Annotated in this window: 20 protein-coding genes; 10 read left to right on the top strand and 10 right to left on the bottom strand. The window is 59.5% G+C overall.

The genetic code is table 11. The features are described from left to right. Positions 1–60: 60 nt before the first annotated feature. Positions 61–1,329 (bottom strand): transcription termination factor Rho, encoded by a 1,269-nt coding sequence (gene rho / locus ACYQ2I_RS06345; RefSeq protein ID WP_460166163.1) that lies wholly within the window; start codon positions 1,327–1,329, stop codon positions 61–63. Positions 1,330–2,468: 1,139 nt separating this feature from the next. On the opposite strand from rho, the gene ACYQ2I_RS06350 reads away from it, so the two are divergent. Continuing rightward, on the top strand, positions 2,469–4,217 hold the full coding sequence (locus ACYQ2I_RS06350) for a thioredoxin fold domain-containing protein (RefSeq protein WP_460166164.1): 1,749 nt from the start codon (positions 2,469–2,471) through the stop codon (positions 4,215–4,217). 314 nt (positions 4,218–4,531) lie between these two features. Here ACYQ2I_RS06350 and ACYQ2I_RS06355 read toward each other — a convergent pair whose 3' ends face one another. Continuing rightward, entirely contained in the window at positions 4,532–5,197 is a 666-nt protein-coding gene (locus ACYQ2I_RS06355; protein ID WP_460166165.1) for a tetratricopeptide repeat protein, read from the bottom strand. 300 nt (positions 5,198–5,497) lie between these two features. Between ACYQ2I_RS06355 and ACYQ2I_RS06360 the strand changes: the two genes are divergently transcribed. Beyond that, entirely contained in the window at positions 5,498–6,652 is a 1,155-nt protein-coding gene (locus ACYQ2I_RS06360; RefSeq protein ID WP_460166166.1) for a hypothetical protein, read from the top strand. 120 nt (positions 6,653–6,772) lie between these two features. Here ACYQ2I_RS06360 and ACYQ2I_RS06365 read toward each other — a convergent pair whose 3' ends face one another. Then, positions 6,773–7,135, bottom strand: a complete 363-nt coding sequence (locus ACYQ2I_RS06365; RefSeq protein ID WP_460166167.1) for a response regulator — start codon at positions 7,133–7,135, stop codon at positions 6,773–6,775. Between the two features lie 643 nt (positions 7,136–7,778). On the opposite strand from ACYQ2I_RS06365, the gene ACYQ2I_RS06370 reads away from it, so the two are divergent. From ACYQ2I_RS06370 to ACYQ2I_RS06395, 6 genes are all read left to right on the top strand, one after another. Then, positions 7,779–8,294 carry a chemotaxis protein CheW gene (locus tag ACYQ2I_RS06370; RefSeq protein ID WP_460166168.1) on the top strand — a complete coding sequence of 172 codons (516 nt, stop codon included), beginning with the start codon at positions 7,779–7,781 and terminating at the stop codon, positions 8,292–8,294. A 256-nt stretch (positions 8,295–8,550) separates the two neighbouring features. After that, positions 8,551–9,600: a CheR family methyltransferase gene (locus ACYQ2I_RS06375; protein WP_460166169.1), complete on the top strand. Its 1,050-nt coding sequence runs from the start codon at positions 8,551–8,553 to the stop codon at positions 9,598–9,600. A gap of 101 nt (positions 9,601–9,701) precedes the next feature. Next, on the top strand, positions 9,702–12,653 hold the full coding sequence (locus ACYQ2I_RS06380) for a chemotaxis protein CheA (protein WP_460166170.1): 2,952 nt from the start codon (positions 9,702–9,704) through the stop codon (positions 12,651–12,653). Between the two features lie 21 nt (positions 12,654–12,674). Continuing rightward, a complete protein-coding gene (locus ACYQ2I_RS06385; RefSeq protein ID WP_460166171.1) occupies positions 12,675–13,295 on the top strand; it encodes a chemotaxis protein in 621 nt (206 codons plus the stop codon). A gap of 68 nt (positions 13,296–13,363) precedes the next feature. Continuing rightward, positions 13,364–13,861 (top strand): chemotaxis protein CheD, encoded by a 498-nt coding sequence (locus tag ACYQ2I_RS06390; protein ID WP_460166172.1) that lies wholly within the window; start codon positions 13,364–13,366, stop codon positions 13,859–13,861. Positions 13,862–13,973: 112 nt separating this feature from the next. Further along, entirely contained in the window at positions 13,974–14,357 is a 384-nt protein-coding gene (locus ACYQ2I_RS06395) for a response regulator (RefSeq protein WP_460166173.1), read from the top strand. Positions 14,358–14,420: 63 nt separating this feature from the next. On the opposite strand, the gene ruvC is transcribed toward ACYQ2I_RS06395, so the two are convergent. The 7 genes from ruvC to ACYQ2I_RS06430 form a co-directional block, all read right to left on the bottom strand. Beyond that, positions 14,421–14,936, bottom strand: a complete 516-nt coding sequence (ruvC, locus tag ACYQ2I_RS06400; RefSeq protein ID WP_460166174.1) for a crossover junction endodeoxyribonuclease RuvC — start codon at positions 14,934–14,936, stop codon at positions 14,421–14,423. A 77-nt stretch (positions 14,937–15,013) separates the two neighbouring features. Beyond that, positions 15,014–16,552, bottom strand: coding sequence for a cysteine--tRNA ligase (cysS, locus tag ACYQ2I_RS06405; RefSeq protein ID WP_460166175.1), 1,539 nt, complete (start codon positions 16,550–16,552; stop codon positions 15,014–15,016). 74 nt (positions 16,553–16,626) lie between these two features. Then, entirely contained in the window at positions 16,627–17,124 is a 498-nt protein-coding gene (gene ispF / locus ACYQ2I_RS06410) for a 2-C-methyl-D-erythritol 2,4-cyclodiphosphate synthase (RefSeq protein ID WP_460166176.1), read from the bottom strand. A gap of 293 nt (positions 17,125–17,417) precedes the next feature. Then, on the bottom strand, positions 17,418–17,936 hold the full coding sequence (locus ACYQ2I_RS06415) for a carboxypeptidase-like regulatory domain-containing protein (protein ID WP_460166177.1): 519 nt from the start codon (positions 17,934–17,936) through the stop codon (positions 17,418–17,420). 280 nt (positions 17,937–18,216) lie between these two features. Further along, positions 18,217–18,666, bottom strand: a complete 450-nt coding sequence (locus ACYQ2I_RS06420) for a hypothetical protein (protein WP_460166178.1) — start codon at positions 18,664–18,666, stop codon at positions 18,217–18,219. Positions 18,667–19,066: 400 nt separating this feature from the next. After that, positions 19,067–19,894, bottom strand: a complete 828-nt coding sequence (locus ACYQ2I_RS06425; RefSeq protein WP_460166179.1) for a tyrosine-protein phosphatase — start codon at positions 19,892–19,894, stop codon at positions 19,067–19,069. 138 nt (positions 19,895–20,032) lie between these two features. Further along, positions 20,033–20,299, bottom strand: a complete 267-nt coding sequence (locus ACYQ2I_RS06430) for a hypothetical protein (protein WP_460166180.1) — start codon at positions 20,297–20,299, stop codon at positions 20,033–20,035. Positions 20,300–20,317: 18 nt separating this feature from the next. On the opposite strand from ACYQ2I_RS06430, the gene ACYQ2I_RS06435 reads away from it, so the two are divergent. Further along, positions 20,318–20,470 (top strand): hypothetical protein, encoded by a 153-nt coding sequence (locus ACYQ2I_RS06435; RefSeq protein WP_460166181.1) that lies wholly within the window; start codon positions 20,318–20,320, stop codon positions 20,468–20,470. 150 nt (positions 20,471–20,620) lie between these two features. Continuing rightward, positions 20,621–22,816, top strand: coding sequence for an esterase/lipase family protein (locus tag ACYQ2I_RS06440; RefSeq protein ID WP_460166182.1), 2,196 nt, complete (start codon positions 20,621–20,623; stop codon positions 22,814–22,816). The last annotated feature ends 47 nt before the right edge of the window (positions 22,817–22,863 follow it).

Genomic DNA, 22,863 nt, shown 5'->3' on the forward strand with positions numbered 1-22,863 from the left:
GCCGGCGCACATCGCTGTGTCGGGCGAACGCAAAGCGCTGGAATCAGCGGCTCACCGCCGTCAGTCCGAAACGTGGACGCCGCTGATCAGTTCGATGAATTCGGCGTTCGACTTGTACTTCGCCAATTTGGCGGTGAGCTGTTCCATCGCGTCGACCGGCTGCATGCTTGCCAGCATGCGTCGCAGCGTGTTTACCGCCCGCAGTGTCTCCGGCGGCAGCAGCTTCTCTTCACGCCGTGTACCGGATTGCGTGATGTCGATCGCCGGCCAAATGCGGCGATCGGCCAGCCGACGGTCGAGAACCAGTTCCATGTTCCCGGTGCCTTTGAACTCTTGGAAGATGAGTTCGTCCATGCGGCTGCCGGTGTCGATCAAGGCCGTCGCGACGATAGTCAACGAGCCGCCTTCTTCGAACACGCGAGCGGTGGCAAAGAGTTTCTTGGGGATGTCCATCGCCTTGACGTCGATACCGCCGGACATCGTTCGTCCGGTGTTGCCGACCCACTTATTGAATGCCCGGGCGAGACGGGTGATCGAGTCCATCAACAGGAAGACATCTTTGCCCATCTCGGCCAAGCGGCGGCAACGCTCAACGATCAATTGCGACAACCGCACGTGGCTTTCGATTTCGCAATCAAGGCTGCTGGCTACGACTTCAGCGTTGTGGCAAACGCGGCGGAAGTCGGTGACTTCCTCGGGACGTTCGTCGATCAACAGAATGATCAACTTGATGTCGGGATAGTTGGTCGCGATGGCTTGGCTTACGTGTTGAAGCAGCACCGTTTTGCCGGTGCGCGGCGGCGCCACGATAAGGGCACGCTGACCTTTCCCGAGTGGGGTCAGGAGATCCATCACCCGGGTGGTCATCGGCTCGGGGCCGGTCTCCAATTGGAGCCAGGACTCGGGGTTGATCGGAGTCAGTTCGTCGAAATGCTTGACGTTGGGGTATTCGTCGGGGGGGAGACCGTCGACGTCGTAGATTTCACGGACGCGCGGACCTTGGCCGCGCCGTCCCGGTTGGATCTTGGCGTTGATATGGACGCCTTCACGGAGCCGGTACTTGTCGACCATGCTGCCGGGCACGAAGGGGTCCGAGAGCTGTCGGGCGTAGTTGGCGGCCGGATCCCGCAGAAAGCCGTATCCGCTGGGATGCATTTCCAGCACGCCGCCCCCATCGTAGAGCTGGGGTTCACCGTTTTCACCCGTTTGCGGTTCGGGAACGGTGCCGATCGGCGCGTTGGGATCTCGACGGCGTGACCGAGATCGATCATTCCTTGATTTCCGGTTCCCGCCCGATCTTCCGCGGGCACGTCGTTTGTTCTTAGCCATAAAGCACCCAAGCTACCATTCGTAGCGCGCAGTAGAAGAATAAGGTATTTCACCTCATTCGCAGACGCACCGCACGATCGCACTCCACGATCCCGTCGTTACGGTGCGGAACCAAGAGTTCCTCACGGCGGAGACATGCCACAGTCTCCACCTGCCACTCCGGACGCTCCGTCTCAACCAATAGTGATCGGTCTGCCGGGTGGCAAAGCCAATGATTTCATTTGGTCGGTTCGATGCCGGTGAAACAACGGCATCGCCCGAGATGCCCCCTGTGCATGTCACCGAGGGGATTCACGCAGGAACTTCCACGCAGTCAAGAAGCCGCGACTCCCCGCTACGTAGAGAACGCCTACAAGGGAAAATGGGCCGTTCAACCAGAGGCCACCAGGGCGTCGATGGTCATTACCTGCGGCAGAGAACCCTTACATGGTCATCTTACAGGGTTGCCGCGACGTGTCAAGCTTCGGGCGACGGCCCGCCTGATTTTTCCGAGCAAGGCAGGAACACATGCCGACTGTGTTCCTCGCCGGTCATGTACGGCTCACCCCCCGGATGACAGTTCCCAATATGATCAAACCTTTGAACGCTTGTCAACAGCTTTGAGCCGACAAAGATGCCGTTTTGCAGCGATTCTACCGTGTGGTACCGGAGGCGGCGATTCGGCCACGTACGAGCTGTTTCCGGCTAGAGTGAACGCTTACCCGACGATGGATGGACCGTGGTGTCGGGCCTCGAACGGAGTGCCGACTATCGTCTCGCTGCTGCACAAAGGTAGCATACCGGTGTGTAATGACAAACGGAATTTCGACGATTGACCGGCCGAATCACCGTATCGAGGCGAAGCGTACGTCACGGGTTCGGATGCTTCCCGGCCCATGATGACTCGTTCCGCACCGGCTAGCGGCGTCATGCCTCACTGCCCGTGACCTTAATTTCTGCGAAAACATGCCGCAAAACAATCGCAGTTTTCTGGCTTTCCTGGCTTGCCGAGGCTCTCCGTTTTGTCGCTACAACCGATAAATTTCGACTGATTCGACCAAACCGAACGTGGCGGCGGTTCCGATAAGGAAAGAGCGGGATCTCTTCCCGTCTGCCTTTTCTTGCGTGTATCGGAGCAATCCAGGGTCGAGGAAATCAAAATGCGCGGTCTGTATTCGTGGATCGTCGGTGCGACGATCGGAGTCGGTTTGATGTGTGCGTCGGTCGTGCAAGCCGACGTTGTTCATTGGCAGCCGACGCTCGACGCCGCCAAGCGGGTTGCCGCCCAGACGAACCGACCCGTGCTTATTCACTTTTGGGCCGAATGGTGCGGTCCCTGCCGTCAGATGGAGAGGACCGTATTCAGTCGTCAAGACGTGGCGGCGGCGATCGAGTCGCAATTCGTGCCCGTCAAAATCAATCAAGACGAGTTTCCATATACGGCGCAGCAATTCAAGGTCTCGGGCATTCCCTGCGACGTGGTGATTACCCCGCAGGGCCAAGTGTTGCGGAAAATGACCGGCGCTGTTTCGGCGGAAGTCTATTTGCAACGGATCAATCAGATCGCCGCAGCCTACCGATCGACGGCCAATCGCCAATTGGCGGCAAATCCGACATCCGTGCCGAGGGAGGAGGCGTTACCTTCCGGTGTTCCTCAAAATCCCGTTCTCGTCGGAAACTCGCCGACCGGATCGTACGGGCCGATCGGTCCACAGCCGGGGCAGTCGCCGGCCGCACCGGCGACGAACACCCCTTCGCCGTGGAATGCGCCGGTGAGCGCGGGCCCCGGGGGAGTGACAGCACCCATGATGCCTGCGGCGCCCGCAGACCCGTCGTTGGTCGGGCCGCGATATGCTTCGCAAATGCCGACAAACTACGGTCCGGTAGCGTCGGCGCAAGTGCCTGCCTCGGCACAAGCGCCGCAGCTTTCCGCCGGTTTCGGCGGTGCCACGACGAGTGGTTTGCAAGAGACGCCGGCACGGCCGGCGGTTGCGTCGGCACAAGCAGGGCTTTCGCCGTCGGTCCCCTCGCCGTGGAGCCGCCCGGCGATGCAACCAACCCGTTCGCCGGCACCGTCGGCAGCTCAACCGGGCGGGGTGATGGACTATCGTCCCGGCCCATCCGTGAACGGGACGCCGACCGAAAATCTCGCGATGCAGCCGGCTGTCGCAGACGACCCGATGGCCGAACTGGAGCGGCGAGCGCAGCCCGCAACAGCGGGATTGAATGTCCATCTTGATTTGCCGCCTGGCGTGGCGGTCGAGCAGTCTTCGACGCCGCCGGTGGTTCCGGAAACCAGGCAACCGGCCGGTCGGCTCACCGCCGAAGCAAGAACACCCTCCGGACCGGTCCAACCGCATGGGACGATGGTGACTGCGGACGCCACTGCCGGGCAATCGGCGGGCTTGACACAAGCTCCCGTTCGTCCGCCGGTCGGAAATGCCGTCACGATTCCCCCCGGAAACCCGCCGTTGGGGCTCGAAGGATATTGTCCGGTGAGTTTGACCGAAAAAGGTCGGTGGGTGCTGGGCAATCGCCGTTGGGGTGCCCGCCACGAAGGACGCACGTATCTGTTTGCCGGACCGGTCGAACAGCAAAAATTCCTGGCCGATCCTGAGCGATATGCGCCGGTCTTGGCGGGGATCGACGTGGTCAAAGCTCTTGATTCGGGACGGGTTGAAGAAGGCCGCCGCGAGTTCGGCGCGTGGTACCGGGATCGCGTTTACTTGTTTGCCGATGAAGAATCGTTCGAACGGTTCAATATGAATCCGGAACGCTACGTGCAGGCACTGCCCGACATTCGGCGGATCGCTTTCGGTGCAGGCGGCACGGGAAACATAGCCGTTCGACCGCGCTATGATACATCGTGGAATACCGTACCCGCGCAACCGAACGCGGGATGGTACTGAACCGAACGCAAAGCGAATACTTCACGCGATCGAAGCATTCTCGGTATGCAGCAGCCCGTTGCAAATCCCAATTGTGATCAGCGGCTGACCGCAGAGAATTGCGGCACGAAGCGGCAAGAGCGTCTTTCCCTGTGTGAGGTCTGCCGAAAGTGAAGAAACGGTACTTGGTGCGGATGAGGGTTGCAACCTAGCGGTGATTCTGTCCTTGCGGTTCGGACTGAGCGTTCCACGGAGCCTGACTGGTGCGGCCGAAACAGCCGCGGGGCTTTATTCAGCCTCAAGCGATCCCCAAAACCCGCTTGTGCAACGGGCGGTTAGGAATCTTCGATCAGACGGCTGAGGCGATGGACCTGGACGCGGACGGCTTCGAGGTCGGGATTCAATCGCAACGCGCGGCGAAAGGCCTCGAGCGCCGATACCGGGTCGTTCAGCTCCAGATAGGCTTGGCCCATGCCCGCTGCGGCGCCGAAGTGGTACGGATTCAACTCTAGCGCCTGGTGACAGTCTCGAATCGCTTCGGCGAACTCGCCCTGTCCGAAAAAGGCTACCGCCCGTTGGTTGTAGGCCTCGGCGAAATCGGGCAGCTCATCGATCAAAGCACTTGCGCGGCGAATGACTTCGTGGTAGCGTTTTGCCGCGTTCATGCGTGCGATGACGGCGATTTCCCTCCGGTGCTCCGGATTACCGAACCGCATCCAGATTTTTCGAATGCTGGTTTCGGCCATCATCCGCGTGGTGCGGTCCTTGTCGTTGAGGGCACGGCCCAACACGTGGTTCGATTCATAGTCGCCCACGAAGCCCAAAACCAGCACGGCCGCGCGGCGCGTGATGACATCGTCGAACGAAGCCACCAGTCGCTGGAGAGTGCCCTGCGTGTAGCGGGCGCGAACCGCCTTGAGAAAGGCGGCCGTGTCCTGCGATTCCAGATAGTGCATGTAGAGATCGGCAAGAAGGGCCGTTCGAGGACGGTCGTCAGCCACGGAGATGCTCCCCGAAGGATGTCAATGTGCAACACGCCTGTTGCCGTCCGTGACGTACGCTATCGCCTCCAGGCCGTACGGTCGATTGTAATCGGAGTTCAGCGTTTCCCAAACGAAGTTCTTCAGGAACCGCTCGTGGTGAACAGGCCTTGAGATGTCACAGAATCGATTTTCGCAATCGCAACGATTGTGCCGATCGCAGGAGAGCGACCGGCTCGGTCGTCGCCGAGCGGCGGCGTATAATGAGGTGTACGAGACATTGCCTCGTGTTTCGGTTCACTCGTCAGCGGAGGCCGCTCAATGCGGAAACCGATCCTCTTTGTGCTCTTGTCGATGGCTTATTGGGGGGTAGCGTGTGGGGTGATTGCGGCCATCGGCGGACCGACCTTGGGCCAAGAAGGCAAGGCCGCCGGCGGACAACAAACCTTGTCACTTCACTGGACCGACGTGCCTTTGCGAGACGGACTGAAGGGCGTCGTCGAATCGGCGGGGCAATTCTTGTTGTTGGATCGCCGACTCGATCCGGATCGCAAGATTACGCTTGAACTTCGCGATGCGACCTTACAGCATGCGGTTTCGGGCGTCGCGCGATCGGTCGGCGGAGACGCCGCCTTTTTCGACGAGATCGTTTATGTGGCGCCCCCGGCGGCGGCTAGACGCTGTCGAACATTGCTGGAGCTTCGACGTCGTGAATGGGAGAGGTTGCCTCCCGATGTTCGTCAGCGCGGCAACGTGCTCGTTTCGGGCGGCTGGGAGCGATTGGCGACCCCGCGTGAGGTCGTCGGCCGATGGCTGACGCAAGCCTCGTTGCAGGCAGAAGGCCTGGACCGGTTTCCGCATGATCTGTTGGCTCCGGCAGATTTGCCCGAGATGCCGTTGCATCAGGCTCTCACGCTGTTTGCCGGCATGTTCGAGCTGACGTATGTTCCGCGGGCGGACGGTGTCGTTCAGTTTGTTCCCGTCGAAAAGGACATCGTCGACACACGACGGTTCCAGATTGGAGCGCGAGCAGCGGAAGCGGCCGATCGATTGAGGCAAGCCGTTCCGGAGCTGCGCGTGCAAGTGAACGGTACGCAATTGATTGTCGAAGGACGCATCGAAGCATTGGAGCTGGCGGCCGGATTGTTGCAGGGGACGAATTCCGGTGCGTCTTCCGCAAGCGGGCATACGGCGGTACGTCCTCGCCCGGGAAGTGATCCTTATGCGCTTGACCGGTTCACCGTAAAAGAAGCCAAAGCTACCTTGCGACAAGTGATCGAACAATTCGGACGACAGCTTCGCCTAGACATTCGATATGACGAAAAGGCGTTGGCGCAGGCCGGAGTTTCGCTGGATCGGCCGATTGTGTTTCAGATCGAAAATGGCACGATCGACGATCTTTGGCACGCCGTTCTCGATCCGTTGGGGTGTCGCTTCGAACGGCGAGGGCGTGTCTTGAAGATCGAGCCGAAATAATGCAGGCGGTCGGTTCACGACACATCGGCGACATGCAAAGGGGGCAGTCCGACAAAAAAATACGGCCGTCGATCGGCGCAGAGCGATCGGCGGCCGTGTGTGCGTGTAAACTTTGCCGGTTCAGCAGCCGTGCTTTTCCAGCTTCTCGCGGAGCGTTTCGGCCGTAAAGGGCTTTACCAAGTAGTCCGAGACACCGGCTTGGATCGCCTGCATGACGCGGCCTTTTTCCGCCTCCGTCGTGATCATGATGATGGGGACGTTCGGATCTTGGGCGCGGATCTCTTGAATCACCTCCAAGCCCGTTTTGCCCGGCATGTTCCAGTCGGTCAGGACCATGTCGAATTCACCGGGCTTGAACAGGGAGACGGCCTCGGTGCCGTCGGCCGCTTCGACGGCTTCCGGGATACCTACGGCTTGCAACGACCGCAGGATGATTTTCCGCATCGTGCTGGAATCGTCGGCAACAAGAACTCTCGCGCTCATGGTCTTACCTTTTCGAAAATCAAGTCGACGAAATGAATACCAAGGATGTTTCGATGGAACCTGTCCGGCCCGCGAACATGGAGCCGGCGTACGGATTCGTTTGAGTTCTCTCAAACGTAGGATGCACGCGGCGCGCAGTGCCGCCTTTTTTTGAGGTTGGTTGCGCGGGGCTTGCCGCAAAGACACCGGCTTGTATGGATTGTGCCGGTTGAGACGAATCCGCGCCCGCACCGAACGGAAGTTGCTGGTCTGCGGTAGCTCTATTCTCTCTATCTGTCTATTTGTTTCTTTTTTAATGCGCGGTCGAAGAAAGGAACTTTGCGGACCGAGAGTCGAGTGAAAACCGCGGCCGGCCCGGCAGCGAGTTGGGTCGGCACACGAAAGGAGTGCGATTGCAACAGTTGTGCTGCCGATGCAGGGGCACCCTCGGAGAAAAAGGCGCGAATAGCCAAACCTCGCCGTTTGTGTGGTCTATAGTTGTTCAGAAATGTCGGTGATTTTCGGCATTTTTGCTGCCGCGTTTGCATTCGACCGGCGGCAACGGGCCTTTGGGACCACCGACCTCGGAATCGACCAACGACAGCAGATGAAGCCGGGATTTCCGGCCTCCGTTGGTGGCTTTGAACGAATGAGGAGGAAAACCGTGTCGACGACCACACAAGAGGCTCTGATTCAGGAAGTGAATCAGCAGGAAGGTTCGGGCACCATGCAACTGGTCAGTTTCCGCCTCGGCCAAGAGGAATACGGGGTGGAAATCACCAAGGTGCAAGAAATCATCCTGATGGGTGAAATTACTCGCGTGCCGCAGACGCCCGAGTACATCAAAGGTCTGATCAACCTCCGCAGCACGGTCATTCCGATCGTTGATTTGCGGTTGCGATTCGGGCTTCCGCCGCAAGACCTGACGGAAGATACCCGCATCATGGTCGTGAACGTGCGCAACAAGACGATCGGCATCATCGTCGATGCGGTGAGCGAGGTGCTGCGAATCACGCAGGACCAAATCGCGCCGCCGCCTCCGACGGTCGCCGGTTTGGGCCGCGAGTATCTGACCGGCCTGGTAAAGCTGGAAAACCGATTGCTCATTCTTCTCGAGATCGATCGCCTCTTGGGCGAGGAAGAATGCGCCGGGATGGACGCTTACGCAGGTATGGTGTGATCCCTGTGTGATCCGCGGGGGCCGGTGAGCTGGAAGTGTTCGCGCCGGCTCGCCACCGAAGCCGGGAAGGCACCGACGGAACGAGATATTTTCAACGTTTTTTGGATAGATTCCGGCAGGGAGGTCGTCTGCGAGCCCGAGTAGCCTCCATCACTCCGGTGGATTGTCGCACTTGGCGGTGCTGCAAGCCGGCGTCGATGCCGAAGGAGGCGGTTTTCGGGACCGCCTGGGGCGGGGGCGATCGAAGGAATCGTGAATGGAGTTTGACATGCTGCCGAAACGCTTCGGATTCAAAAAGAGCGGTAGCGACGACAAGAAGAATACCATTCCGGCAAAACCGGTGGTGAAATCCACCTGGAAGAAAACGACGGAAGCCAAGACGATCGCTGCGAAACCGCTGTCCGGCGGAGTATCGGCGTTCGGTGCACAGGTGACCGACGAACAATTGCGCCGGTATGCCGACCTGATCTACCGCCGCACGGGCATTCGCATTTCGCCGCAAAAGAAAACGCTGCTGTCGAATCGGCTGCGCCGTCGGCTGCGTGAGACCGGCATCAAGGGGTATGACGAATACTTCCAGTATCTCACGTCGCTCAAGCCCGACGATCCGGAATGGGACGGTTTTCTGCAAGAGATCACCACGCACGAGACTTACCTGTTTCGTGACGAAGCACAGTGGAACTGGTTTCGCAAACAATTCCTGCCCGAGATGGAAGCGCGGGCGAAGAAAACCGGCCGTCGCCAACTGCGGATTTGGTCTGCGGCGTGCAGTACCGGCGACGAGGCGATGACGATCGCCACGTGCATCGCCGCCTCACTGCCCAATTTTCAACGCTGGAACATTCGTATCCTGGGGACCGACATCGGCATCGGTGCCGTGGAGCAGGCCAAGACGGCGGTGTTCAACGAACGGGCGATGAGATTGGTGCCCGAGGAGCTTCGCAAGAGGTACTTCACCCAAGTGCCGAATGCGTCGGTATGGAAGGCGAAACCGGTGCTGACCTCGATGGCGAGCTTTCGCCAGCATAATCTGCTCGATCCGCTGGTGAACGAGGGGCCCTTCGACATCGTCTTCCTGAAGAACGTGTTGATCTATTTCGATACCGAATCGAAAAAACGGGTCATCGGCAATGTGACCAAGGTGATACGCGAAGGCGGCTACCTGGTTGCCGGTGCGGCCGAGGGAATCAGCGACCTCGTACGGTCCTTCCAACGGCTCCAACCGTGGTTGTACCGCGTTCCCGAAGCCAAGGAAAAATCTTCCTCCCCCGCCAAGAAGACAACCTATAGTTTTCTGAAGAAGTAACCCCCCTTCGGCAATCCATGCCGAAGTTCAGCCTTCCAGTTGATGCCAACCGAGACAGGGACAACTCCTGCCCCGCCGAATGGAGACCACAGGAGTCGGATATGAGCGCGACCGCTCGAGACGAATTCTTCGAAAGTATGTTGGGCGATTTCCTGGATGAGTCCGCCCAGTTGTTGGACCGTCTCAACGAGAACCTCTTGCAGTTGGACGACTGGGTACGCGCCCAAGGCGGTACACCGACCGAGCGGTTCGACATGGAGCTGCTCAACGAGATGTTCCGGGCCGCGCACAGCCTCAAAGGTCTGTCGGCCATGCTGGGGCTCGACGACATCAACGAGCTGACCCACAAGGTCGAAAACGTCTTCGATGCCGCCCGCAAAGACGAGTTGATCATCACCAGTGAAGTCGTCGACCTGGTCTTTCAAGCGGTCGATCGGCTGACGGCCATGATCGATTTGCTCAAAGAGCCGGATTCGGACGAGTCGGTCGACGCGGAAGAAGTTGTCGCCGCCATCAAGGAACTTTTGCAACGAGCCGGCGTCGAACGGCAAAAAAGCAGCCAAGCTGATGCGGAACGCGCCTTGGCCGCCCTCAGCCAAGCCGAGGAAGGCGTCGAAGAAGCCATGGAAGGAACGGAGGAAGCTCCCGCTCCGGAAACGCCCGCAAACGCGGCGCCGAGCGACGATGCCGCGGTCGAGGCGGTCGTGGCCGAGCACTTCAACGGCTTGACCGACGAAGCGGATTTCTCGTCGAAGTACTTCCAGATGTTCATCGACGAGTTGGACCAGTCGCTCGACACACTGTCGGAAACACTTTTGGCCGTCGAGGGGGGCGGAAGTAAAGAAGAACTTGAGCAACTCTTGATCACCTCGCATCGGATCAAGGGATCGGCGGCTTCTGTGGGCTTGAATCGTGCCGCCAAGCTGGCGCATTTGATGGAGGATTTGCTCCAGAACCTCCGCGACAACGGTAAGCCGCTTAGTCCTGAAGCCACCGATGCACTGTTGAAATGCACCGACGGTTTCCAGCAGTATCTCGGCAACCTGCGTTCCGGTGGGAACGATGCCGACCATTTCGTCGAACTCGCCGTCGGTTTGGTGAAGGTGCAGGGTGGTGCGGTCGACGCCGCGAAATCACCGTCGGCCGGAGAGAAACCGGCTGCCGGAGAAATTGCATCCCAGAAAGGTTGTTCGACCGACCGAGTCGAAGATGCGGTTCACGCGGCTGTGGCGAAAACGGCCGGCGATCTGGGCGCTTTCGTCGGGCGCGTCTTCTTCCAGCCCAAGCTGCCCTTGGTCGGACTGAAAGGCCGACTGATCTATGAAAAGCTGAACAACGCCGGCGATGTCTGCTATTTCGATCCGCCGTTGGAGAGCGTGGACGAATTGGAGACTCTGGACTACGTGACCTTCGGCGTGATCACCGAAGCATCGCTGGAAGATATCGTTCGCCTTGTGCGGGTGGGCGGCGTTCGTGATTTCGTGGTCGAGCCGTTGCGACAAGTCGCAGAACCGGCAGAGAAAAAAGCCGCTTCGACAAGCACGAGCGGCCCCAAGCCGCAGCAGGCGAAACCGCAGGCGAATGCCAAGGAGCAGGCAAGTCCGGCACCGAAAAAACCGGCTTCGCGCGGCCGACAAGGCGAATCCAACAAGCCGAGCGAGACATTGCGGGTCGACATCGAGCGGCTCGACCAGCTCATGAATCTCGCCGGCCAGTTGGTGATCAGCCGTGCCCGTTTTACGGAAATCGGGGAAAAACTGAAGACCGTGCTTTCGGTCGGGCAATCGCTGCAGTCGCTGGCGAACGTTCAAACAAAGCTCGACAGCTTGTCGTCTTGGCAAAAGGAAACCGGCGATGCCGGCAAATTGGCTGCCGAAATGGCTGCTGCGGCGGCCGCCGCCCGGCAGATGCAGAAGGACCTCGTCAACGTCCGTCGCGAACTCGAGGCCGTTCTCGAGACACGTGCCGCAGTGAACAACCTGTTCGACGCCATCCATCAATTGGACCGTGTGACGGACGGAATCCAACAGAGCGTGATGGACACGCGGATGGTTCCCATCGGCCCGTTGTTCACTCGTTTCAAACGCGTCGTGCGCGACATTTCGCGGTCGAACGGGAAAGATATCGAACTGGTCATCCGCGGAGAAAAGACCGAACTCGACAAGCGGATGATCGACGAGCTGGGCGACCCGCTGATCCATATAGTCCGCAACTCGGCGGATCACGGTATCGAGTTGCCCGAGGTGCGCAAAGCGGCCGGAAAGCCGCCCCGAGGGACGATCATCCTGGATGCCTTCCACCGCGGGAACTCGATCGTCATCCAGGTGATCGACGACGGAAAAGGACTCGACGGCGACCGAATCCTGAAGAAGGCGCTCGATCGAGGAATCATCACGCAAGCCGAAGCCGACAAACTCACCCCGCAGCAAATCTATCAGCTCATTTGGGAGCCGGGGTTGAGTACGGCGGAGAAAGTCACGGAAGTTTCCGGCCGCGGTATGGGAATGGATATCGTCAAGTCGAAGATCGAGGACCTCAACGGTACCGTCGAGATCGACAGCAAGCCGGGGGAAGGAACGACGATCACCATCAAGCTTCCGCTTACCCTGGCGATCCTGCCCAGTTTGCTGGTCGAAATTCACAAGGATGTGTTCGCGATGCCGATCGAGGCGGTGGCCGAGATCGTCCGGTTGCGACCGGAGTATCTGACGACCGTCCACGGATTGCGGACGGCGCGAATTCGGGAACGCGTCATCTCGGTCGTGGAGCTTTCCGACTTGTTCGGATGGTACCACGAAGATTATCAACCCGAAGAGCAGCAAGGCGATGCCACGTTGGTCGTAGTGGGCGACCCCGGCCATGAATTCGGTCTGATCGTGGATCGCGTGCTGGGTGAGGAAGACGTCGTCATCAAGTCGATCTCCGAGAACTACCGCAACATTGCAGGAATCTCCGGGGCAAGCATCTTGGGGAACGGTAGGGTTTCGCTGATCCTGGATATTGCCGCTTTGACGCAGATGGTATCCAACAAGGTTTCCGGGGCGGCTGTTTGAGGAGCAAAAGGAACAAGAACCATGAACGCCGAATCGACGCTCGGGACTTCCCGTAACATCGATTATTTGGAAAAGCTTTTCGCCACAGCTACGCACGACGCCTCGGCGGCGATGTGCCGGTGGACCGACGGTCTGATCTCGCTCAGCCTCGACGAGGTCAAAGAGATCCCGTTGGAAGAGGTTTACACCGAGCTGGGCCTGGGCGATGAATTGTTGACGATGGTCGTGCTCAGCTTGGAAGGCGAGCCCGGTGGTGAGATGATTCTCACCTTCGACGATGTCAACGGTCGCCGGTTGGCGGCGACCCTGCTCGGCCAAAACTACGAGCCGAGCGGTGAGTGGACCGATCTGGAAAAGTCGGCCCTCACCGAAACCGGGAATATCTTGGGGTGTGCCTACATGAACGCCCTGACCCGGATGATCGATTACAAGCTGGTACCCTCTCCACCGTACTTCATCCAGGACTACGGTATCAGCGTCCTGCAACAAGCCCTCATGCCGCAGGTGATGCACTCCGACATGGTCACCATCTGCCGTACGATCTTTCGTCGTGAGGGCGAGGCCTTGAGTTGGCACGTGCTGTTCGTGCCTACTCAAGAATTGCGAGAACTCATGGAGAGGGCGATTCACGCCAAGAATTGACGCCTTCGCCCTGTACGATTGCCGCCCCGTGGGTTACGGAGAGTAGTGTTGGAGAGGGAGTGCTCGAAATGACGGTAAACGTTCAATCCGGTGCTTCCACCGGAAACAAGATATCGGTCGGCATGGGCCAAGTCGCCATCGGTAAGGCCGGAGATCAACTTTCGTCGGTCCTCGGATCCTGCGTCGGCGTCGCCCTGTGGCATCCTCGGCTCAAAGTCGGGGCCTTGGCACATGTGGTGCTGGCCAATTCTCAGGGGAAAACCGGCACCCCCGGTAAGTTTGCCGACACCGCCGTAGCGCACATGGTCGGTGAACTGGAAAAGCAGGGAGCCATGCGTTCGTCGTTGGTAGCGAAAATCGCGGGAGGTTCCTGCATGTTTCGCAGTTGCGGTCCGCTTCAAATCGGAGACGACAACATCAAGGCCGTGCGTGAGCATCTGAAACGACACAGCATCCGAATTGTCGCGGAGGACACCGGCGGGAATTCGGGACGGCGAATCACCCTCGACTGCGCCACCGGATCGGTTTCCGTCGAGGTGGCCGGCAAAGTGACTAAAACCTTGTAGTTCATTTGCAGATCGGCGCAATGCTCAGGAACGCGAGTTGCGCGTTCGGCAGGGCGGATCGAAAACATCATTGAGCGGAATTGAACAGGTTAGGAAGAGAGGCGGAGCTCCCATGTCGAGGAAGATTCTCATTGTCGACGACGCCGCGATCATCCGTGCGATGATCAAAGATACCGTTACTGCCGCAGGATGGACGGTGGTCGGGGAGGCGGACAACGGTCAGGCCGGAATCGACAGATACCGCGAGCTGCGCCCGCACGCCGTGACCCTCGACTTGGTCATGCCGCAGTATGACGGTTTGCACGCGATGCGAGGTATCCGCGAGTTTGATCCGCAGGCTCGGATCGTCGTCGTCAGCGCATTGGATCAGACCGAGATTCTTCGCGAAGCATTCAAGGCGGGAGCGTCCGATTTCCTCGTCAAGCCGTTCGACAAACAAATCTTGCTGGATACACTCGATCGCCTTGTGCCTCTCGAGGAGGTTGTGACCTCCTGATGTGCCGAGAGTCCGTCGACTCACCTACGAAACGCCGAGGTGGTGCGCCCGGGCACGCGTCGGTCATCTCAAAGACGCATCGGTGTTCAGGCTGCTTTTCGACAGGTAGTGGTGGCAGATGGCGATCGCCAATGCGTCGGCGACGTCCGGCGGATCAGGAACGGTTGCCAAGCCGAGTTCACGGCAGACGGCCTGCTGAACCTGGGACTTCGGCGCCCGACCGGCGCCGGTCAGAATACGCTTGATTTGAGTCGCTGCATACGAAACCACCGGCACCCCCGCTTGGGCTGCCGCCAGGCAAATGACGCCGCGTGCGTGGCCCATCAAGATAGCCGTTCGCGGACGAGCAACATGAGAATAGAGTTCTTCTAGGGCCATCACGTGCGGACCGTATTCCTCGATCAAGTCCGTCAGCCCGCGATGGATTTCGGCCACACGCTTGGCCACATCGCCCTTTCCGGCCCGAATTACACCCGCCTCAACCAACGACACGCCCTTGCCGGGCGAGTCGAGGATCGCATAACCGGTTACGTTCAATCCGGGATCGACGCCCAGAATTCGATGCTTCGTGGCGCTCACCGCGACGTTCCGTCACTAGGCCGTGTCGTGCTCGATGTCGAATCACGGCAACGATAGGAGGCTCCAACGATCGTAGATCAGGAGACCAGCCGCCAACGCGTTCCCTGAGGCCCGTCTTCTAAAAGCACGCCCATCGCTTTCAGTTCGTCCCGAATCTTGTCGGCGGTGGCAAAATTCTTGGCCTTGCGAGCGTCGGCACGGACTTCGATGAGCAACTCGATCAACTTTCCAACCAATCCGTCGTCGGCGACGGTCTTCTTCTTCTCGACCGGTTTGAGAAACAGTCCCAACGTTGCGGCGACTTCCCGGAACAGAGAAACTCCGCGTTCCAAGCGGGTGATCGCGTCGGGTGTGGCGGATTGCTCCAGGTTGTTTTGGTCGATGAACCGGTTGAACAGACGCAGCATTTCAAACAGCTCGGCCACGGCCCCACCGGTGTTGAAGTCGTCGTCCATGAACTGCCGGAAACGTTCGGCGTGATCGGCGACCTCCTGCAACCAAGTATCGCCGGCTTCGGGAGCCGGGCTGTCGGTGCGTTTCTTGGCATAGTCGACATCGTAAAACGACTTGCCGGTGATCCGGGCGAAGCGTTCGAAGAAGCGATAGAACCCGTCGAGCGCCGTTTCGACCTCCTTGAGTCGCCGATCGCCGAACTCGATCGGCCGACGATAATGGGTCGAGAGAATGAAGAATCGGATCGTCTCGGGGGCGTACTGTTCCAACAATTCACGGAATGGGCGGGCGCCTTTCGACTTGCTGATTTTGCCCGCCTCTTGGGCTTGTTCGTCGTCGGCCGCACGAGTGCGACGGCCTCCGACCTTGCCGATTTCGTCGGCCGCCTGCATCAAGCCGTTGTGCAGCCAATACTTGGCCATCGGCTTGCCGTGCCGGGCCTCGCTTTGTGCGATTTCGTTCTCGTGGTGGGGAAAGACCAGGTCGAGCCCGCCGCCGTGGATGTCGAACGTCTCGCCCAACAGCGTACCGCTCATGACGGAACATTCGATATGCCAACCCGGCCGACCCGGTCCCCACGGACTTTCCCACGACGGTTCTCCCGGTTTGGCCGCCTTCCACAAGGCGAAATCGGTGGGAGATCGCTTCTTGTCGGCCGCCTCGCCCCCTTGGCCGATCATGTCTTCAAGGCTGCGACGACTGAGTTTTCCGTATTCGTCCAGCTTGGTGACGTCGAAGTATACGTCGCCGTCCGACTCGTAGGCGAAGCCCTTGTAGATCAGGTCCTGGATGAAATCGATGATGTGCCGGATATGCTCGGTCGCCCGTGGGAAATGATCGATCGTGTCGATCGACATGGCTTCCAGGTTGCGCATGTAGTCGGCGATCATTTCTTCGGCGACCTGCGACATGGGGATGCCTCGCCGGTTGCTCTCGGCGATCAACTTGTCGTCGACGTCGGTGATGTTGACGACCCAGGTGACGTCGTACCCGGAATAGAGCAGGTAACGCTTGATCGCGTCGAAAATGACGGGCCCGACCATATGCCCGATGTGGCTGGGTTTGTAAACGGTGGGTCCGCACAAGTACATGCCCACTTTGCCCGGCACGACGGGTTCGAACGGTTCCTTGGTTCGCGTCAACGTGTTGTATACACGGATCATGATGGACGACCTTGTTCGTTGGTTTATTCTTTCAATCGGCTGATTGGTGTCGAGGTGCCGCGACCCGACGTGTCTCAATTCGTGGATCGCTGGAGCAGGGCGACGCATTGCACGGCAACCGCCCGGCGATTGCCGACGGCGTCGAGGCCCTCGCCGGTCTTAGCCTTGACGCCGATGCGTTCGGGAGGGACGCCCAATATCGTCCCGACGGCTTGTTGGATCGCCGTTCGGTAATTGGCGAGTTTCGGGCGCTGCAGGTGGACTACGCAGTCCAGGTTGACTAGTTCCCAGCCTGCGTTCCGAACGAGTTGCCACGCCGTGCGAAGCATGTCGCCCGAGTCTCGGTTGCGGTTTTCGGGGGCGGAATCGGGGAACAAAGTTCCGATGTCGCCCAACGAGGCGGCTCCGAGGACGGCGTCGGTAACCGCATGAAGCAAGGCATCTGCATCGCTATGGCCGACCGCCCCGAGGTCGCTTGGGATGATGACCCCCCCTAATCGCAAGGGTCGGTCGGGTTCCAAGCGGTGAAGATCCGTCCCCAAACCGATGCGAAATTCCACAGTTTGACTCATGCGCAAGGTTTCCCAACATCTCAATGCGGCGGATTATACCGCCCCTAAGAAGAGGCGACAACACGAGAAGCCGCGGCAGGGAGCCTTGTGCGATGATTCGGGCAGGCCGCGTTTCGACTTCCGCGGCGCCTCAAAAAAAGCCTGCACCGATCCTTCGGTGCAGGCCTTGTGGGCTGGAACTTAGTTTGGGGATTTTCACGAACCGAGTGGAGCGACGGTAGCGCTCTTCTCAGTCCGTTCGTGCCGCATCGGCAAAAACGGTTGCTGATGGGGCAAGGCTCGAGTCGCTCGACTCACGGCGAACTCGGAGTATCGTCGTCGGCATTGTGGATGGCTACCGGAACGGCCACGGCGGTTGCAACGATACCGCCGACCACCCACGGATTCGACAGCCACGCCCGCATCCGGGCGCCCAGTTGACCGCGGGCCAGATCCTGACCGGCGACGACCAACGCACCTCGCTGAGCAGAAGGCGGCGCCGTCCGCGGAGCCCACAAGCGGTACATGCCGGTGCCGTCTGCGGCCGTCAACTGATACATGCCGCCTCGCAGACCGCTGAAAGCGAAATAACCCTTCTCGTCGGTCTTGCCGACGGCGAGTTCCTTCTCGCCGGCGGTCAGTTTGACCGGCACATTCGCTTTGGCGATGCCTTGGGTATCGACCACTTGGCCCATGAGCACACCGCCGTCGGCCAACGCGACGTCGATCACGTTGATCTTTTGCTGTTGAGGTGCGGCAGCCTGAGCCGTCCATCCCATGCCGACCAAAGCGGCAGCGACCAGCATCCCTACAATGACTTGGATCCGTTTCATGATCGTTCGTGTCCCCTTCGGTAAAACGAAAATCCCTTGAATGACGTGCCGTCGTTATCCAGCCCTCGCGTGGGTGTGTACGTAGAAGCTCAAACGCGAAAACGAGGAGGCTTGCTCCCTTCATCGGCGCTTCGTGTCGGCATCTTTGAAAATTCGGCCGAGAATTCGCGCCGGTCTTCGTTCTTCGGAGAGAGGCCGCCGGATTCTTCAGTTGCTTTCACCCGGTCAACAAAAAGGCCGCAGGTTGTCCAGTGTGACGGCACGTAAAAATAGAAAAGAGTTATTCGTGCCAGTTCAGAAAGTGGTCGATGTAGGCACGGTGCAGATCGGGAATTCGCTGCGAGAGATGCGCTTGCAGGCTGCCCGGCGGCGTGTAATTACGGATGCGACTCAAGAACGCGATGAGTTCTTGGCGGGCGGGCGGCGGCCCGTGGAGCATGAAATGGACCCACGCCCAGGCGTCGCGGTATTCGCGTTCACCCATTGCCTGCATCGAGCCGAGGGATTCGAGGCGAGCCAGATCGGGAACGCGGCGAAAACGGCACGCCCAACGGATTGTTTTCAAGTAGGGAGAACCGAACGCGCGTTCGCCCGGTGGCACCTCGAAATACTCGGCCAATCCTTCGTCGAGCCAAAGGGGAACCATCGGTAGGGCGGCATGGAGCAAGGCGTGCGTACATTCGTGCCGCAGATCCGTTTCGAAATCGCGTCCGCGGGCGGTGAAGACCATCGAGCGACCGTTTTCCAAGACAAACAATGCCCGACGGTAGGGAACGTCGGGAAAACGGCGGACGATGAAGTCTTTGTAGCCGGCCTGATTGGCAAAGATGTATAAACATCGATCGCGCCGGCTTCGGGAGCGATTTTCAGCTTTACGGCAATATCGTCGGCGAGGTTTTGCAGGTCGCTCAAGGCCGGGAGAATCTCGTCGATCGGAAAATCGGCGATACACCGGAACGGACCGACCGTGTGGCTCCATCGCCACGGACTCGATTGTCCTCTTGCCGGACCACTCAGAAGCAGACACAAAGTCAGCGATCCGACGACCGTTACGGCCGGGCGGCAAAGGCGTATCGGGTTGTGGCGCGAGGTGTTCACGATCGAATCATTCGGCGCCTTGCAGTCGAAAGCTATCCGGCGCGTCGTTTCCAGAACGATCCCCAAAAGCTCGTGGTCTTGGGAAGTTCGAGGATGACGTCTTCACCTTGGGCGATTCGAGTGGGATTTTCTCGAAACAGGACGTCGGCCGCGCGAGGGCCGATCAATTGGTGCGTGCGACGGTAGGCCCGGCTCAAAATCGGGCGGCGGCGTCGCAGGCCATGGGCGTCGGAGGCCACCATGTGAATGACGCCTCGCTTCAACAGAACCTCGCTGAGGCGTTGAATCGGTTCGCCGAAGCTGCCGGTCAAACTGCCGGCGGTCAGTTGCATGAGGCAACCGCGGGCCACGAGCCGATCCACGATTCGCGGATCTCTCTGGATTCCGGCGTTGCGTTCCGGATGCGACAGAATGCCGACCAGGCCCATGCGTTCGAGCCGATCGAGCAGTCCCTCGAGCGGTACGTAGAGTTCGTGCGGTAGTTCCAACAACACGTGCCGCCCCCGATCGGCCAACGTCATTACCGAATCATCGGCCACACGTTCGGGGAGATCGTCGTCGATGCGGACGTCGGCCCCCGGCCGAATGACCAGCGGTATCCCTGCATCTTCCAGTCGGCGGTTCGCCTCGGTGACGAGCGATCGAATCGTTTCGGCCGTGTTGTTTCGGTACGAGCCGAGCTGATGCGGCGTGGCGACCACGAGCGAGATGCCGTCGGCTGCGGCCGCGCGGGCCATGGCGAGCGTCGTTTGCCAGTCCGTCGCTCCGTCGTCGATTCCGGGCAAGATATGGCAATGGACGTCTACCAACGCCGTAGGCGAAGGAGGGGAATTGCCGCGGGCATGACGATCGGTCGTCATGAAAGGCCTCCCATGAAGTGATCCGTGTCAAGGTCGTAAGTGCTGGAAATCGTGGAGCTTGACCCATTTCGCATTCGTGCTCCGTTGCCGTCACACGTGTGCTCAAGGCTATCGCAACCCGCCGCCGACGCATGGCAGTCAGGCGGCATCGGCGCGAGGGGGGCGGTTTCGCCGCGAGGCCAAGTGCAGTTCGGCCTGCGACGGGGCGGAGATTTGATCGCGTACGATGCGTAATCGCGGCGGATGAACCCGCTTGCCCCACGTGAAAAACCACAATGTCACGAATTCGTGGAAACAATGCCGGCAGGCCATCGGCCGCAACAACAGCAACGCGTACACCCAGCGTTGCCAAGCGGGGCACGATCGGAGATAGGCCTTGTCGGACCAGCATTTCGGGCACTTCATCAGGTCGGAACTCCTCGATTGCTTGAAACGATCGTCGACGCAGCAGGACCGGCCTTGCTTTACGGTTTCGGGGCTGCGAAGCGTATCGTTTCGGCCTGCGAAAAACAAGTGAAAATGGGCAGGGCAGGATGGATGGGGCGTGCCGTCAAACACGGCGTGTTGGAGACATGAATGCCGTTGACCGATTGCCCGTTCGACCGCTATCCTTTTCCGCCTTCAAGCCGGGATAGAGATCCTCGGTAACGGTGGTACGGCGACGGTGGTCGCAGGAGAGGCGTGTCGCCGTGGTCGTGTTCGCGGAGATGATCATGGAGGATCACCATGCGAGCGGTTTGCAAAACGACGGCCGACCGCACCCGACTGGTATTCGGTGTGCTGGCGGCGGCATGTTTGACGCTCGGGTGCGCAAGTGGGCGGTACGCCGAGTTGCGGAGCGTGCCGCACGATCCTCTTTACTCGCAGGTCGATTTCACCTGGTGGCGTCGGCCGATGCCCAGCGATCGAACGATGCAGTTTTTGCGACGTTACGATCTAGTGGAAGACCTCGACGGTGAGCCCGAGGAGTTGCTGGAAAAGGTCCGCGCGACGATCGAAGCCGATCCCACGCCGGAAAAAGTTTACGCCTACGCCGAGTTGAGTCACTGGGCGGCCAAGCAGGTCGAAAAGTCGGATCCCAAAAGGGCGCTCGATTTGTACGGCGGAGCCGTCTTGTACGCCTATCAATACCTGTTCGACGATACCTTGGCGAAGTGGCGGAATCCGTACGATCCCCAGTTTCGCGGGGCTTGTGACCTGTACAATGCGGCCCTCGAGTCGGGGTTGCGCATCGTCTGCCGCGATTCGGGATTGAAGCCGGGATATTCCTACGAAGTCGAAACAGCCGGCGGAAAGTGGGACATCGTTTGTACGATCAGCTCTTCGCAGTGGGACGTTCGCGATTTCGGCCGTTTCGAGTTTGTCTCGGATTACGAGATCAAAGGACTGCGGAACCACTACGTCAATTACGGTCTCGGCGTTCCGATGATTGCCGTTCGGGAGAACTACCAGGGCGAGCCGCAAGTGGCGAAGTATTATCCACCGGATTTGAGCTTTCCCGTTACGGCATTCTTGCGCCCCGGCAACGTACACACGATCAACACGTCGACGAATCGCCTGCCCGGCGCCTCGCAACGCGCGGCATTGGAACTGTACGATCCGATCGTGCGAAACGATCTCGAATTGGAAGGCCGACGGGTGCCGCTGCAAAGCGATTTGACGACGCCGCTGGCCTATTTCCTCTCGAAGCCCGAATTGGGAGCACTGGCGACGGTCGGCTTGTTGCGGCCGGACGTCATGTTCTTGGAACGTCCGACCGGCGGAGAGCCGATTATGGGCTTGTACATGGTGCAGCCGTATCAGCCCGGCAAGATTCCCGTCATCATGGTACACGGCTTGTGGTCCAGCCCGATGACGTGGATGCAAATGTTCAACGACCTGCGGGCGGATCCCACGATTCGGCAAAACTATCAGTTTTGGTTCTATCTGTATCCGACTGCCGAACCGTTCTGGGTGACGGCTGCGAAGTTCCGCAAAGATCTTCAGGAGATGCGGGAGAGCGTCGATCCGCAGCATCGCGAGCCCGCGTTGGATCGGATCGTCTTGGTCGGGCACAGCATGGGCGGCCTCGTCTCACGATTGCAGACGATCGACAGCGGAAACGACTTTTGGCAACTGGTCAGCAACCGTCCCATCGACGAGTTGAAGTTGGATCCGGACACCCGCAAGGAACTCGAAGAAACCTTCTTTTTCCACGCAAACCCTTCGATCCGACGGGTCATCACGATCGGGACGCCGCATCACGGAAGCGAGTTTTCCAACGAAACGACCCAATGGTTGGCTTCGTGGTTGATTCGATTGCCCAAGAAGTTGATCCAAACGCAACAGCGCCTGTTCCGCGAAAACAAAGACTTGCTGAAGCCCGAGAGCTTGCTGGCGATCACCGACAGCATCGAGTCGTTGGCGCCCGAATGTCCTGTGTTCGGAGTCATTCTGGCTGGCCACAAGGCTCCCTGGGTGGTCTATCACAACATCATCGGCGTGTTGCCGCAAGACAAGTGGATCGGACGGATCGCCGGCGAAGGCGACGGGGTCGTGCAGTATGCCAGTGCGCACGTCGAAGACGCCGCCTCGGAATTGGTCGTGCCTGCCGATCATGTGGCCGTGCACGCCCATCCGTTGGCGATCTTGGAGGTGCGACGTATTCTGCTGGAACATCTCCAACAAACCCGCGTGCCCGACGGGGCGCCGGGCGTCGTTCAGCCTGCGGGATATCCCAGCTTGGGGCGTTCGATCGATCGCACGTCGCCCCGTTCGATTGAGGACGGAGACGTAAATGCGGTGGTTTCGTGGACGACGCCGTTCGAAGAGCGCGACGGATTCGCTTCGGCCCCTTACGCGGACGAGGATGGAGTGGCTCGAAGACAAGGTTCGCGGCAGATTGCCGTTGTTGCGTCACCGGTAGAAGGTCGGGACCGGTAGCACATGAGATAACGGTTCGGCCGCAAGGGAAAAGATCGCCCTGCCGT

The organism is Thermostilla marina, from assembly GCF_054657455.1.